11 protein-coding genes and 1 tRNA gene are annotated in these 14,611 nt (G+C 58.9%); 8 read left to right on the plus strand and 4 right to left on the minus strand.

Translation table 11 applies throughout. The features are described from left to right. Positions 1-251 precede the first annotated feature (251 nt). Positions 252-677, minus strand: a complete 426-nt coding sequence (locus FIU91_RS07175; protein ID WP_152461979.1) for a helix-turn-helix transcriptional regulator — start codon at positions 675-677, stop codon at positions 252-254. Between the two features lie 283 nt (positions 678-960). On the opposite strand from FIU91_RS07175, the gene FIU91_RS07180 reads away from it, so the two are divergent. Together FIU91_RS07180 and FIU91_RS07185 are read left to right on the plus strand one after the other, a co-directional pair. Next, positions 961-1,929: a hypothetical protein gene (locus FIU91_RS07180; RefSeq protein WP_152461980.1), complete on the plus strand. Its 969-nt coding sequence runs from the start codon at positions 961-963 to the stop codon at positions 1,927-1,929. 91 nt (positions 1,930-2,020) lie between these two features. Beyond that, entirely contained in the window at positions 2,021-3,295 is a 1,275-nt protein-coding gene (locus FIU91_RS07185; protein ID WP_152461981.1) for a hypothetical protein, read from the plus strand. Between the two features lie 1,008 nt (positions 3,296-4,303). Here FIU91_RS07185 and FIU91_RS07190 read toward each other — a convergent pair. Together FIU91_RS07190 and FIU91_RS07195 are read right to left on the minus strand one after the other, a co-directional pair. Then, positions 4,304-5,380: a DUF262 domain-containing protein gene (locus tag FIU91_RS07190; RefSeq protein ID WP_216651634.1), complete on the minus strand. Its 1,077-nt coding sequence runs from the start codon at positions 5,378-5,380 to the stop codon at positions 4,304-4,306. A gap of 180 nt (positions 5,381-5,560) precedes the next feature. Then, positions 5,561-5,635 (minus strand) — tRNA-Phe (locus tag FIU91_RS07195). A 148-nt stretch (positions 5,636-5,783) separates the two neighbouring features. Between FIU91_RS07195 and mnmH the strand changes: the two genes are divergently transcribed. Beyond that, positions 5,784-6,845: a tRNA 2-selenouridine(34) synthase MnmH gene (gene mnmH, locus FIU91_RS07200; protein ID WP_093014801.1), complete on the plus strand. Its 1,062-nt coding sequence runs from the start codon at positions 5,784-5,786 to the stop codon at positions 6,843-6,845. On the opposite strand, the gene selD is transcribed toward mnmH, so the two are convergent. Beyond that, positions 6,842-9,001: a selenide, water dikinase SelD gene (gene selD / locus FIU91_RS07205; RefSeq protein ID WP_152461982.1), complete on the minus strand. Its 2,160-nt coding sequence runs from the start codon at positions 8,999-9,001 to the stop codon at positions 6,842-6,844. The genes mnmH and selD overlap by 4 nt on opposite strands. A gap of 181 nt (positions 9,002-9,182) precedes the next feature. Between selD and FIU91_RS07210 the strand changes: the two genes are divergently transcribed. From FIU91_RS07210 to FIU91_RS07230, 5 genes are all read left to right on the plus strand, one after another. After that, on the plus strand, positions 9,183-10,595 hold the full coding sequence (locus FIU91_RS07210; RefSeq protein WP_152461983.1) for a circularly permuted type 2 ATP-grasp protein: 1,413 nt from the start codon (positions 9,183-9,185) through the stop codon (positions 10,593-10,595). Positions 10,596-10,599: 4 nt separating this feature from the next. Next, positions 10,600-11,553 (plus strand): alpha-E domain-containing protein, encoded by a 954-nt coding sequence (locus FIU91_RS07215; protein ID WP_093014792.1) that lies wholly within the window; start codon positions 10,600-10,602, stop codon positions 11,551-11,553. Further along, a complete protein-coding gene (locus tag FIU91_RS07220) occupies positions 11,550-12,386 on the plus strand; it encodes a transglutaminase family protein (protein ID WP_152461984.1) in 837 nt (278 codons plus the stop codon). The genes FIU91_RS07215 and FIU91_RS07220 overlap by 4 nt, the downstream gene beginning before the upstream one ends. A gap of 95 nt (positions 12,387-12,481) precedes the next feature. Beyond that, positions 12,482-13,204: a proteasome-type protease gene (locus FIU91_RS07225; protein WP_152461985.1), complete on the plus strand. Its 723-nt coding sequence runs from the start codon at positions 12,482-12,484 to the stop codon at positions 13,202-13,204. A 148-nt stretch (positions 13,205-13,352) separates the two neighbouring features. Beyond that, positions 13,353-14,609 carry a M10 family metallopeptidase gene (locus FIU91_RS07230; protein ID WP_172974959.1) on the plus strand — a complete coding sequence of 419 codons (1,257 nt, stop codon included), beginning with the start codon at positions 13,353-13,355 and terminating at the stop codon, positions 14,607-14,609. Positions 14,610-14,611 lie beyond the last annotated feature (2 nt).

Genomic DNA, 14,611 nt, shown 5'->3' on the forward strand with positions numbered 1-14,611 from the left:
GTGACATACCACGCCTAGAACAGGGCGGCAGATCACGTTCTTGTCTTCTGGAAGATCTGCACCGTCCGCTCCTGAGCAATCCCACCAGCATGATGTTTGTTATTCGCCAGACGCAGATGCAGTCTTGGCACACGCGAGCAATGTAGGCTCAGCTCGGTCAGCTTGTCAGAGTTCTACGCCGTGAACGCGGCAGTGAAGATCCGTCCTCCGGACGGCTTGCGTAACTGACGCCCATGAACACGGATCCCGACTTACTCTTTTATCAGATCATCCCAGAAGTCATCGAGTTCGGGGTGATACCGCTCCATGAGCTTCTCGAGCATCTGCGGGTAGGTGCGTCGCTCCTTAAGGCAGAGATCCTTGAACCGCTCGATCATAGGCGCGGGGCCTTTCACGTTGATCTGGATTTCGGGAAAGGCTGAGCCCGCGCCTGTGAGCGCATTCCAAGTCTCTGGCATGTATTCAGTCATCGCTGTGCGGATCAGTGTCTTCTCGTCGATGCCGAGCGCATGAGCGAGGGCAGGAGCCCGCTCTATCGGCAAGCGCATCTCGCCAGAACGCAGCATGCTAATGACGTTCTGCCGAGGGAAGCCGACTTCTTCTGCGATCTCACGCTGGGTTTTTCCCGATGCATCGAGGGCGTCTGAAATCAGTCGGGCGGTGGGGCTGTGGGTCATGTCGATCCTCTGCATCTGATGTGTTGATGCTTGATTGTATGAGGATTGGGCGGGTCCTTGATTGTGGGTCCGTAGAGCGGGAAGTCCTAGATGCGGACGGGTTTCGCTTTTGGGGCATGTGATCTCAGAACCCCCAGCTTTGTCGGAACCCTGGGGTCTGCCGACAGAGTAGCCAGAGAGGCAACAAATCGGTATTCGGTATAGAATTTCATACTGAATAAGTTCGTGACCTTCCCAAAAGCCGACCTTATCTGTTTTTCAACGCAAGCACGGAGCGGTCAGCATGACGGAAGATCACAACAATCCAGCAGAAGAAGTCGAGGCGCGGGCGGTCGAGTTCATGCAGAGCTTCGGCGGAACTGAGTTCTTCGAAGAGGGCTTCGTCAAACTCTCCTATACGCTCTTCTCGCTGGCCGAGATCATGTATGGAAGCGAGGCAGCGGAGAAGGCGTTCGACCTCATGCTACAGATAGCATTCTCGCAGCGTGAAGGGCGTTGGCGCGAGATCTTGGAGGACGGGCATAGCGGTATCTACTCTGAGACAGCCCTAGGCCAGTTGATCCACGATCTGACGGCCTATGCCGAGTTCGGCATCTCGATTTCAAGCAGTCCAACATGTGACAATCGGCGTGAAGAGCTGAAGGAGCAGGTCGAGGCTGCTCAACGCTTTCTAGAGATGTTGCCCGCTGAGCTGTGGGACATACGACAAGAGCACCTGGTAAGACTTCTGAGACAAGCTATGGCCCGCTGGAAGTTGGACAACGGCGAAGCGCTGGATGCTGAAGACTTGGCATTGTTGTCACGGAAAGCGTTCCAGACGGTTCTCAATAACTTGGCGCGGAAAGGAAAGCCGATCGTCGGCAGCAAAAACCACATCGAAGCAAAGGAGGCTCTCGCATGGCTAACAACACAACCCGCGTTTCTCCGCTCGATCCTGGACTACGACGAGCCTTTAGTGCCTATCGCTGAAAAAGACGTAAACCTGGAACAAGTTGTGTTTGTCCCTGTCGGCTCTGATGGGACCGTTTTCCATCCCGGCTTGAAGCGAGACGGTTTTTACCGAATAGCGGCGGCTAACGACGAAGAGGATATCGAGGACTTCGGTTTAGCTTTGACCAAGCTGCAATCGAGGGTTGTGCCGACATGGCGTAGGCCAACGCCGGGTGGCTTCTGGACTCAGGTCAGAGCTGTCGACTGGCGACGCATGACTATGAGTGAACTGGAGGCGGAAGCTTCAGAAGCGTCCGCGTAAGCGACTGTCTCATAGAAATTTCACAATCACCGAACCTGGCGATGCCTGTCGCCAGACCATCCAACGTGTGCGCTGAACAAAGGAGAAGAGCATGAAACATCTCAACCTGAATCCGCTCAAGGTCCTCAATGCAAAGGGTAGCTTCCCAGCTGCGAAATATATTCAATTTCCGATTAACCTAGACCAGACCCCCCAACGCGAACTTTTTTTGAGATATGAAGTTGAGAAAGCGCCCAAAGGTCAGCGATTCCAAAACCATCTTCTTCTATACCCAACTCTCCATTTGAGAGGTTTTACGTTTCGAGTCGATGTCGAGCGTGTAGAATTGAAGGGCGCCTATATTACTTCGCCTAATTGGTCCGAGCTCCAGAAAAGGCTTAGCAGGTTCACAAGAGGAAGCTGCTACGCGGTCGATGAAGGGTCTGGTTCTTTTCGAGTGGTCTTCATTCGCCCGTCGAAATTTCACATTCGTGGAGTCCTGGATGCGTTTAACAAAAGTTCTTGCCTGAACTTGCCCGGTGAAATTGCTAAAATCGAAATATCTCTAGATACGTTTAGCCGTTTTCTCCAGCCTGTGTCGAGTAGATGGTATATGCTTGACTTGATGTGGCGACATTTTTTGCCTCCCTCTGAGGCATGGGGCTTTGCAAACGGTTTTCCGCGGTCAGTTTCTGGACCAAGTCCTGGTGATGTGTCTCCTATTCGCTGTGCAGATACTGATTTGGAGGTAGGCAACGGATCTTGGATTGGCCGTCATAATTCTATGGTGGAGCAAGCCTACGGAGTGAGCTATCCAGCTGGATTTTCGTGTCTCGAGGACCTAGAGCCGTCCAACTACAATCAGCCTCGGGTCGATGGCGTGACACTTTTTGGCGATCCTGAGGGAGAGCTCAGTTTCCGCATCATGCGCAGAGATATCCCGGACAAGACCGGGGCATATGACTCTTGTCGCGAGTGGGGAGAAGACACTTGCAGACCAAGTATCGTAGTGTCTTTGAGTGGTGATGAGTTGCGGCGTAACCATCTCACTTCTGCCCATGCGATAGGAGGAGGCTTGCGTCATGTGGGCAAAAAGTATCTCAAGTTTTGGTTGCCGGCGCTAAAAGTGACCAGCGGTTGGCTGATCGCGCCGACGGAGCTCGAAAGGTTCCGGAACGGTGGTTGCTTTGCCGTCCGACAGGCTACTCTGGCTGCTAGGGAAAGGGATGCTTTCCTGAACTCTCGAGTTCCCGGTCGAAGAAAGCGGACCGGCTGGAAACGATCGGCCAACGATGACTTTGAGGGATTAGCTCCGTTCTCCAAGTTCAATAACAGAGTCGCCGATGCCGTCAGGAAAGCGGAGAAGCGGTGGGCCTATCTTGACTAGCGCCCGAGGTTCAATTGCTGATGGGAAGCTGCTTCCCATCAGCGAGCGGCAAACTTTCTGATCGCGGATCTTCTGAAAAAGATGATCATCTTCCCAACAGGGTCCTGTGTCGGTATCTTGCTCGGAAGCGTTTGGACCAATTGATAATCAAAAGGCTTAAGGGAGTTTACAGTGAGCGATTTGACTCGTGTGTAGGGTGTTCACATACGAGAACATGTTGGGAGCCGTCCAATCGTCGGCGAGTATGTTGCCATCGCCCGTCCCTCTGCTCGAGATGAAAGCTCCTCGCGCCGGGCGATTATTAATCTGCGCCGATCGGCGTAAATATCAATAGGGCTCAAGTCGCAGCTAAATGAAAGTTCAGCGGCACGTCATATCTATTGCACCGCAATTTGAGACGATAACTCCACTTCATCGATCCAAGACTTCCAAAGGAAGTGTCTGCTATTAGGGTCGATCCAGTGCATCATATCAGACGGGTGCTGCATTTTTGTGTTGAGATACCGGACCCGCGCGCTTCTCACAGCCTGAAGGTTTGACTTCCCTATGTGAGCTGAAGCATTCCGGCACAATTGTAAGTCTTCGGTTCGTAAACACGCAGATAGGGCCGTCAGCACTTGCGATGCATTGCTGCAACCCATTCCAGACACAACGTTATTCAGCCTACCAAGGTCCCCCCAAGTGTGCTCTTGGTGACTGCCTGTAAGCGGTCTGATGCTTCTTATTGGGTTGCCGTAAGCCAACTGTTTGGCAATATAGGCGATTTCCATTTCACTTCGGGAAGTGTGTGATGACGCAACCAAAACACCGTTTGCTGTAGTCGCTCCCAGAGCAGAAGAGATCATGAGTTCCCGGCAAAAACTGCACCAAGCTTGCCACAGGGAGGACACATACCCTTCTTGTAATGCAAAGCGATCAACAGTCCGAGCAGTAGATCGCTTACTGACGTTGCGATTAAAGCCGCTATCGAGCGTCTGCAGGCGGCGGCTCAGTTTCCGCTGCGCGGTTTCAAGTAAGATCGGCATCCACAGCGTCCGGAACAGAGACGCCAAGAACACGAAGAATCGCGGCGACACGTGCTGTTCTCCGTATCTTTCGATCGGTGGTGCTCAAACAACCCCAGACATACCTTCCATGAATTCCTTCCTCCTCCTTTGCCTCATGAGCCTGCGCAAGTTCGAGGAGCATACGTTCAGCTTCGTGAGGATTGGTTGCGAATCTTCCAATACTCGGCGCGTCCCACTCTTCGGTAATACTTGGGATGCCATATCGGCTATGGATTAGTGCAGTTATCAAGGAGTGAAGCGCATAAGGCTTCATCATGAAAGTCTTCCGCAACGTCGCGAGGTTTTCAGATATAAAATTAAAAGCCTCTGTGATTTTCTTATGATATTCAGCTGCAGGATCAAATTCGACGTCATATTTCCTGTAAAGAGCTGTTAAGTCTTTTGGGCTGGCGCTTACGATACCTTTTTCCATTGCAACAATGCAATCTGAAATGAAGGCCGCATCGCTCATTCTGACAATTTGACGATTTGAAAAGACGCCATATTCAACGAAAAACTCATTAAGTTCATCAGCCAGTTCATTGATAAACCATTTGAATGCCCCCTGAAATGAAGAGTGTCGTTTCTCCGCTTCATTTAGTGGCAATGTATATGCATTCATCCTCCTGAACATCTGGAGGATTTCGCTACGCTTAGCACTCCGAATTACATCCACAGAAACAGTATACGCGAGAAATCGATGCTGATCTTCCTCATTTAAGTCATCAAACTTTTGGCCGGCGCGGGATGTTTCGGCGCCAAGAGCAAACTCGTTGTTATAGAATCTTCTGATTGCACTAATCCGCTGTTGGCCATCAACAATTTCCCTGCGGACTGTTCGGTCGTCACGATTGATGAACTCATACATATAAATCTTTGGGAACGGAAAGTTCTCAAGGATTGTATCAATGAAGTAACTGCTGGGCCCTTTGGGCCAGATACCCGAGCCGCGCTGATATTCTGTATTGACGATCAACTCACGTCGTTCGAGCATTTGTAGAATCTCGATTATGCTGTAATAGCTATTGTTGATCTGCACTACGGTTTCTCTTCATGGTCGTGTGAGTATGACAGGGCGAAGGTGGGCTGTGGTTTCGCACTGAACGTTGTCAGAAAACTTTGCACCAAATGCAACGGGCTGCAATGCAGTCTCTGGCGCTCGATCATTTAGGTAACACAAAGGACATTCTGCTAAGAGAAAGATATCCTTATTGAAAAATGGTGCCCGGGGGCGGAATCGAACCACCGACACGAGGATTTTCAATCCACTGCTCTACCCCTGAGCTACCCGGGCACGGGTGAGGGCACTGCCCTCGGGTGGAGGCGGTCTAGCCAATGGGCAAACGGGTGTCCAGAGGGCATGACGCAAAAAAGTGAGGGCGGCGGTTCTTGGGGCTCGGCTCTCTTTTCTCGGGCCCCTGAAGAAGCTATCTGCTCGCATCATGGCCCTTTTTCCCGACACGCTCCGCGCGCTCCTCGATCACGGCTTCGACACCGTGATCGACGTGCGTTCGCCGGCCGAGTTCGCCGAGGATCATGTGCCGGGGGCGATCAACCTGCCGGTGCTCGACAACGAGGAGCGTGCGCGGGTCGGAACCATCTACAAGCAGGAAAGCCCGTTCCGCGCGCGGAAGATCGGCGCGGCGCTCGTCTTCAAGAACGCCGCGCGCCATATAGAAGGACCGCTTGCGGCTCATGACGGCGGCTGGCGGCCGCTCGTCTATTGCTGGCGAGGGGGGCAACGCTCGGGTTCGATGGCCTGGATGCTGAAGGAGATCGGATGGCGCTCCGATGTCATTCAGGGCGGGTACCGGACGTACCGGCGGCTCGTCTCCGGGCTGCTCTACGATGCGCCGCTCGGGCTGCGAGTGATCCAGCTCGGTGGATATACGGGGACGGCCAAGACGGATCTGCTGACGCATCTCGCGGCGAAAGGCGTCCAGGTGCTCGATCTCGAGGGGCTGGCCCATCACCGGGGCTCGCTTCTCGGGGATCGGCCGGGCGGGCAGCCAAGCCAGAAGGCGTTTGAAAGCGCTTTGGCGCGGGCGGTGATCGGTTTCGATCCGGCGCGTCCCGTGGTCGTCGAGGCGGAGTCGAGCAAGATCGGAGAGATCAATCTGCCTCCCTCGCTCTGGGCGGCGATGAAGGATGCGCCGTGGATCGAGGTCTCTGCCCCGATTGCGGCGCGCACGTCTTACCTCGTCGAAGCCTATGCGGATATTCTGGCCGACCCGGAGACATTGCGCGAAAAACTTGCGCCGCTGCGGCGATTTCGCGGGCACGAGCTCGTGGATGATTGGTTCACGAAGATCGAAGCGGGCGACAAGGCGGGCCTCGTCGAAAGCCTGATGACCGCGCATTATGACCCGGCTTATGACAAGTCCATGAAAGCGATGTCGCCGCGCATCGTGGCAAGAATTGACCTGAACGGCCTCGGCCAAAGCGCTTTGGACGACGCAGCCGGGCGCATCGCGGCAAAGGTCGAGGCGCTCGGTTCGTCCTAGTCGATGATGTCGATCGCGCCGGAGCGCTCGGTGAGCTCTCCGATATCGGCAGCGGGGTATCCTGCGTCCCGAAGCGCTTTGAGCGTGCCTTCGGCAGCGTCTGGCGCAAGCGCCGCCAGAAGCCCGCCGGCCGTTTGCGGATCGAAGAGGAGGGCGTGTCGCGGCGTCTCGGGCAGATCCGGCGCGACCTCTCGATTGGCCGGGTAGAGCGACGAGCGGTGACCCTTCGCGGCAAGCTCTTCAGCGCCTGCCATGAAGGGAATGGCATCAAGGCGCAGCGCCACACCGCATCCTGAAGACCGGGCGATATTCGACGCATGGCCGAGAATGCCGAACCCGGTGACATCCGTCATAGCGCGGGCATCTGAAAGCAAGCGTGCTGCCGTTGCCTGTTCGTGGCACATCGCCGTCCAGCAGGCCTCCACGATCGCCCCGGGCGCGTCGCTTTGCATCTCTGCGGCAAGAATCGTTCCGGAGCCGATGGGTTTCGTCAGGATGAGCCGGTCCCCCGCCCGTCCGCCCGACAGGGTGATCGGATCGCGAGGCAGGAGCCCTGTCAGCGAAAAACCTATGGTCATCTCGTCGCCAAGGGAGGAGTGCCCGCCGACGATCTCGGCCCCCAAATCGGTGAGAACCTCGCTCGCGGTCGCGACGATCTCGGTCAGCATGCGGCCCATCACAGAATCCGAGCCGCGCGGCAGAACGAGGTTCAGCGTCGCGGCCTGTGGCCCTGCGCCCATCGCGAGGATATCACCGAGAGCATGGTGCGCGGCAATGCGTGTCATGAGGACCGGATCGAGCGTAACCGCCCGCAGATGATCGGTGGTCAGAACCTGCCGTGTCGTGCCGATCGTCAGAAGCGCGGCGTCGTCGCCGGGCAGGGGGGTGATGTCGGTTCGGCGCGGATCGGGCAGAGAGGCAAGCGCTTTGGAAAGCGTCGATTGACCGACCTTCGCACCGCACCCGCCGCAAAGCGGTTTGGCACCGAGCGCATCTTCCATGCCGCTCGCATATTCCGCCGGAAGCGGGGCGCGCGTCATCGCGGGCAAATTCCGGAACCGCTCCATGAACCGCTGATCGATCCGGTTCTTCCAGCGCCAGACCCAATCGCCCGAGAAGCGCAGGCCGAACCGTTCGCCCATCGCTGATTTCGCGCCGAGCGAGATCAGTTTGAGGTAGTCGCTCTGGGGCTGGTAGCGGCGCAGCTCGCCGCCGCTCAGCATGGCGCGCAGGTTGTCGTGCAGGATGGGCGCGGCGCGGACGGCGTAGACGCCCGCTTTCGGGCGCGGCGCATGGCTGAGATGCGCACAATCTCCGGCCGCGAAGACGGCGCCATCCGAGCTCTGAAGCGTTTCGGAGACCGACAGAAAGCCATGCTCATGGGCAAGGCCCGACGCCGCGACGAAGGCATGAGGGCGCGCCCCTGCCGCGCCGACGATGAAATCGGCGCCGATCTCCGTGCCGTCGGCGCGAACGATGCCTTCTGCCGTGACTTCTGAGATTTCTGCGTGTTCTGAAACGCTTACGCCTTGCTCTTGCAGCGCCTTCCGAAGCCGGGCCCGTGCCGGTGCGCCGATCCCTTCGAGGATTTCGCCGCGATCGAGGACGCTGACATCTGCGTGGCGGCCGCGGGCGCGCAAGGCATGCGCCATCGCCATCGCCAGCTCGACACCCGCAACGCCGCCACCGATCACCGCGACACGCGCCGGGCCGTCCGCCGCGAGATACCGCCCCCAACGCTCCGCGAACGGGCCAAGAGGTTTCGCGGGCACGGCGTGATCCGCAAAGCCGGGCAGGTCCGGCATGGCGGAAGTGATGCCGACATCGAGAGAGCAGACATCATAGGCGATGGGCGGCCTGCCAGGCACCGTCACTTCGCGACGCGACGGGTCGATGGCCGTTGCGGGCCCCAGAACGATCCGCGCGCCGGCAAAGCGCGCAAGGCGCACAAGATCGATGTCGAGTTCGTGCCGGCTGTAATGCCCCGCGACATAGCCAGGCAGCATCCCCGAATACGCGGTCACCGGCGTTGGATCGATCAGGGTAAGCCGCGCGCCCGGTAGCGGATCCATTCCCCATTTTCGCAAGACCAGCGCATGGGTGTGGCCGCCGCCGATCAGGACGAGATCGCGGGTCAAGGGCAGGGGGGCTTTCATGGTCGTTCGGGCCTTGCGGTCATGGGAGCAGACTTGCGGCGCGCACCGCGCGGCTGCAAGCGCTTTAGATCGATCTGCATGAAAACGCGGCGAAATGCGGCGGCACCCAAAGCGCTTTCGGTGTCACCCCATTGCCTTTCCCGGCGCTTGCGTGTGTCCTGTAACAGAACGGGGAGTCGGAATGACGCAGACATTCAATGAAATGATCGACGGCGGATCGGTCCGCGCGGCCTACCAGAGCCTCGAGAAGTGGCAGAACGAAATGCCCGCCGATCTGAGGCAGATGAAGCAAAGCGAGGCCGAGGCGCTGTTCCGCCGTGTAGGCATCACCTTTGCGGTCTACGGAGAGGGTGGAGACCCGGAGCGGCTCATTCCGTTCGACATGTTCCCGCGGGTCTTCACCGCCGATGAATGGCGCAAGCTCGACCGGGGCATCCGCCAACGTGCGGCCGCGCTCAACGCCTTCCTCGCCGATGTCTATGACCAGCGCGAGATCATCCGCGCGGGCCGCATTCCCGAACATCTCGTCACCCATAACGAGGCGTTCGAGCGCGCCGTCGTCGGCATCCGCCCGCCCCGCAACGTCTGGAGCCATATCGTCGGCATCGACCTCGTGCGGACGGGGCCGGACCAGTTCTACGTGCTCGAGGACAATTGCCGCACGCCCTCCGGCGTCTCCTACATGCTGCAGAACCGCGAGATCATGATGCGGATGTTCCCGCATCTCTTCGTGGAGAACCGCATCGCGCCGGTCGACGGCTATGCCGACGCGCTGCGCCACACGCTGGCTTCGGTTGCGCCCAAGAAATGCGACGGCGAGCCGAACGTGGTGATCCTCACGCCGGGGCATTTCAACTCTGCCTATTATGAGCATTCCTTCCTCGCTGACCTCATGGGGGTCGAGCTGGTCGAGGGGCAGGATCTGTTCGTCGATGGCGACTTCTGCTGGATGCGCACGACGGAGGGGCCGAAGAAGGTCGATGTGATCTACCGGCGGATCGACGACGCGTTTCTCGATCCGCTCTGTTTCCGGCCCGACTCGATGCTGGGTGTGCCGGGGCTCATGAATGTCTACCGCTCGGGCGGGGTGACGATCTGTTCCGCTCCGGGCGCGGGCGTCGCGGACGATAAGGCGATCTACACCTTCGTGCCGGAAATGATCCGGTTCTATCTTGGCGAGGCTCCGATCCTCGAGAACGTGCCGACCTGGCAATGCGCGATCCCGGATCAGTGCAAGTATGTGCTCGAGAACCTCGGCGATCTCGTCGTGAAGGAGGTCCACGGCTCGGGCGGTTACGGGATGCTGGTCGGACCCAAGGCAGACAAGAGCCAGATCGAGGCGTTCCGCGCCAAGATCGAGGAGAAGCCCTGGAACTATATCGCCCAGCCGACCCTGTCGCTGTCGGCGTGTCCGACCTTTGTAGAAGAGGGCGTCGCGCCGCGGCATGTAGACCTGCGGCCTTACTGCCTTGTCGGCGACAAGATCGAGCTAGTGCCCGGCGGTCTCACGCGCGTTGCCCTCAACGAAGGCTCGCTGGTCGTGAATTCCTCGCAGGGCGGCGGCGTCAAAGATACCTGGGTTCTGGCGGAGTGACGACATGCTGAGCCGGACCGCATCGCATCTTTACTGGATGGCCCGCTATCTCGAGCGCGCCGAAACCACCGCGCGCCTTCTGCAGGTGGGCGCTCGCAACGCGCTGATGCCGGATATCGGTGGCGGCCTTCGCAACGACTGGGAGGCCGTGCTGCAAGCGCTGGGCCAGCTCGAGGCCTTCCGCGAGAAGTTTGGCGACCCGGTTCAACGGAACGTCGAAACCTTCCTGTTCTTCGACAGTGCCAACCCGGCCTCGGTCATGTCTTGCCTCGCCGCCGCGCGGGAGAACGCACGCGTCGTTCGAACGGCGCTGACAAGTTCTGTCTGGGACGCGATCAACACGACGTTCCAGGAATTGCAGGGCTTTCACAGGATGGAGCGCTCGAAGCTTCTGGTGAACGATCTGGCCGATTGGTCGCTCCGCTCGGGCGCGCAGATCCGTGGGGCCATCGATGCAACGCAGCTTCGCAATGATGGCTATAATTTCATGGGGCTCGGCCACTCGATCGAGCGCGGAGACAACACGGCGCGGCTCCTCGACGTGAAATATTACGTGCTGCTCCCGAGCCTGTCCTATGTGGGCTCGGCCCTCGATCAGTCGCAATGGGCGACCCTGCTTCGGTCGATGCAGGCGCACCGGGCCTTCGTCTGGGCCTACAAGGGAGAGATCACCGCCGCCAAGATCGCGCATCTTCTGATCCTGAACCGGCAGTTTCCGCGCTCACTTCTGTCCGCGACGCAAGGCAGCGTCGATCACCTCGATGCGCTTGCGCGAGGCTATGGCCACACACCGAGAGCCGCGTCCCATGCGCGCGGTCTTCTCGGGGAGCTCGCGGAAGCGACGATCGAGGACATCTTCGATGAGGGCCTGCACCAGTTCCTGTTGCGCTACATGTCACGCAACTCGGAGATCGCGGGCGCGGTCCAGTCGAGTTACCTGGAAGGGGTGCCGGAATGAAGCTCAGCGTTAGCCATATCACCCGCTACAACTTCGATATCCCGGTCCGGCGGCTGATCCAGTCGCATCGGCTGGTGCCGTCGCGCTGCGCCAACCAGCGCGTGATTTCGTGGGAGGTGAACATGCTCCAGGCGACGCGCGGGGCCGCCTTTCGCGACGGGGCCGGCGACTGGACCGAAACGGTGAGCGTGCAGGGGCCGCTCGATGCGTTCGAGATCGAGGTGACCGGCGAGGTCGAGACGACCGATTACGCTGGCATCCTCAAGGATCACCGCGAGAAAGTGCCGCCTTCGGCCTACCTTACGCCGACCGCGCGCACCTGGCCCAGCCAACCCTTGCGGGAGGCGGCCGAAGAGACGCTCTCCGCGCTCGAGGGAAAACCCACCCTCGAAAAGGCGCATGCGCTTTCCACGGTGACCGCGGAGCGCGTCGAATACATGCCCGGCGAGACCGAGCATTACACGACCGCCGCCGAGGCGTTCGATCTTGGCAAGGGGGTGTGCCAAGATCAGACACATGTTCTGATCGCGCTGGCGCAGCTGTCGGGCATTCCGGCGCGCTATGTCACAGGCTATCTTTTCAGCGCGTCCGAAGACCATATGTCCGAGGCCAGCCATGCCTGGGCGGAACTCTATGTCGAGGATCTGGGCTGGGTCGGCTTCGACGCCTCGAACGGCGTCTGCCCCGATGATCGCTACATCCGCCTCGGCTCGGGGTACGATGCGCAGGATGCCTCTCCGATCCGCGGGGTGGTAACCGGCGGCGGTGGCGAGCGGCTCGATGTGCGCGTGAAGGTGCGCGAAGGCGGAGTGGAAGGGCAACAGCAGCAATGAAACGGTAACGCCCGCGCGATACGGGATCATGCACGCATTGAAGCGTCGCGGGATGAGGCTTAAGCCTGAGCGGCTATGAATACAGGTTCGAATCGATGACCTATTGCGTCGGCCTCCTTCTGAACGAGGGGATGGTCCTTCTGTCAGACACCCGCACCAATGCCGGGCTCGACAATATCTCCACCTATCGAAAGATGTTCACCTTCGAGACACCGGGTGAGCGGGTAATCGCGATCATGACGGCGGGCAGCCTGTCGGTGACGCAGACGACGATCGCGCGACTGACCGAGGCGATCGAACATGGCGATGAGAACAGTTCGATCATGCATGCACCCTCTATGCTTCGCGTCGCGGAGATCGTGGGCAACATGCTGGGCCAGGTCACGTATGAGGTCCGGGGGAAGATGCAGCGGCAGGAAACCGGCGTTTCGGCATCGCTAATCCTCGCCGGCCAGCGCGCGGATGGCGCCATGCGCCTCTTCCTAATCTATCCGCAGGGCAATTTCATCGAGGCCACCGCCGAGACGCCTTATCTCCAGATCGGGGAGCATAAATACGGCAAGCCGATCTTGGATCGCGTGATCCGGCCGGAAACGACGCTCGCGGATGCCGAAAAGGCGGTGCTCTTGTCGATGGATTCGACCTTGCGGTCGAACCTGAGCGTCGGCATGCCGCTCGATCTCGTGGTGATCGAGAACGACGCGCTGCAGATCAGCCGTGCTCGCCGCATCGAGGCGGAAGACCCAAGCTTCCAGAAGATGAGCCAGGCTTGGTCCGAAGCGCTTCGAAACGCGTTTCAGACGATCGCATCCGTCTGACTCGTCTTTACTCCACGTCAGGGAAAATTCGTTTCATCGGCTCTTGACGATTGATTTGTCCGACTAGTCGCGGCTAATTTGCGCGCAAGGGTGCAATTAAGCGCGACGGACGGATTTCATGTGCATTTATTGTGACAAAGCTGGACTGATGAACGGCAACCAGACCGGGGCGACGACGCTCCCGGATCCTTCGGTCGCGGTGACCACCGATTACACCGACGCGATCGACTGGGGCACGCAGATCGCCTCCGGTCAGACCAACGCCGACGGCGACATGGTGATCGAATACTACTTCGCCGTGCCAGGGGAGCGGTTCGGCTTTTTCCAGTCGCAGGAATGGTCGGAGTATGAGAAAGGCCAGGCCGAGATCGCGTTTCAGACCTTCGAGGACATCATCGACGTCGAGTTCGTCGAGGTCGACAATGCCGAGGACGCGGAACTCGTTCTGAACAAGGTCGACGCGCGCGGTCTTTATCTCGGTGTCTTTAACCCGCCGGGAACGCTCAACGAAGGCTCCGGTGGCTTCAACAGCGAAGGCACCGGCTGGAACGAAACCGGCGGTCTCGAACAGGGCGGCTACGGCTTCATCACTCTCATTCATGAGCTCGGCCACGGGCTCGGCCTCGCGCATCCACATGACACTGGCGGCGGCTCGCCGATCCTGCCCGGCGTGTTCAACTCCGGCAGCACCGGCGTCGACGATCTGAACCAGGGCGTCTACACGATGATGTCCTATATCGATGGTTGGGTGACGAACCCCGATGGCGATGTGACACCGCTCGATACGGTGAATTACGGGTATCAGGGCACGCCGATGGCGGTCGATATCGCGGTGCTTCAGGACAAGTACGGCGCGAACATGGACCATGCGACAGGCGATGACGTCTACATGCTGCCGGATGCCAACGGCTCCGGGACGTTCTATGCCTGCATCTGGGATGCGGGCGGCACGGACGAGCTGCGCTACGACGGTAGCGAGAACGCGGTTCTCGACCTGCGCCCGGCCACGCTGGAACTCGAGGAAGGCGGTGGCGGCTGGATCTCCTATGTCGAGGGCATCTATGGCGGCTATACCATCGCCAATGGTGTCGTGATCGAAAACGCGACCGGCGGCTCGGGGAATGACGCGATCATTGCCAATGCCGCCGACAACGTTCTGACTGGCGGCGCCGGCGACGACACGTTCATCTTCGTCGAGGGCCAAGGTGGTTACGATGTCATCACCGATTGGGGCAACGGAGACGACCAGCTCGACCTGTCCGATTACGGACGGATCGGCTTGCGCAACTTCTCTTTCGACAGGACGCCGGAGGGGTTCGAGCTCAGCTTCTTCGACCAGACGATCCTGTTCGAAGGCGTCGGCGCATCTACAACCGCATCCGAGGCGGATTACCTTCTGGCCTGAGG

Source organism: Roseivivax sp. THAF30 (assembly GCF_009363575.1).
Classification (GTDB): Bacteria; Pseudomonadota; Alphaproteobacteria; order Rhodobacterales; family Rhodobacteraceae; genus Roseivivax; species Roseivivax halotolerans.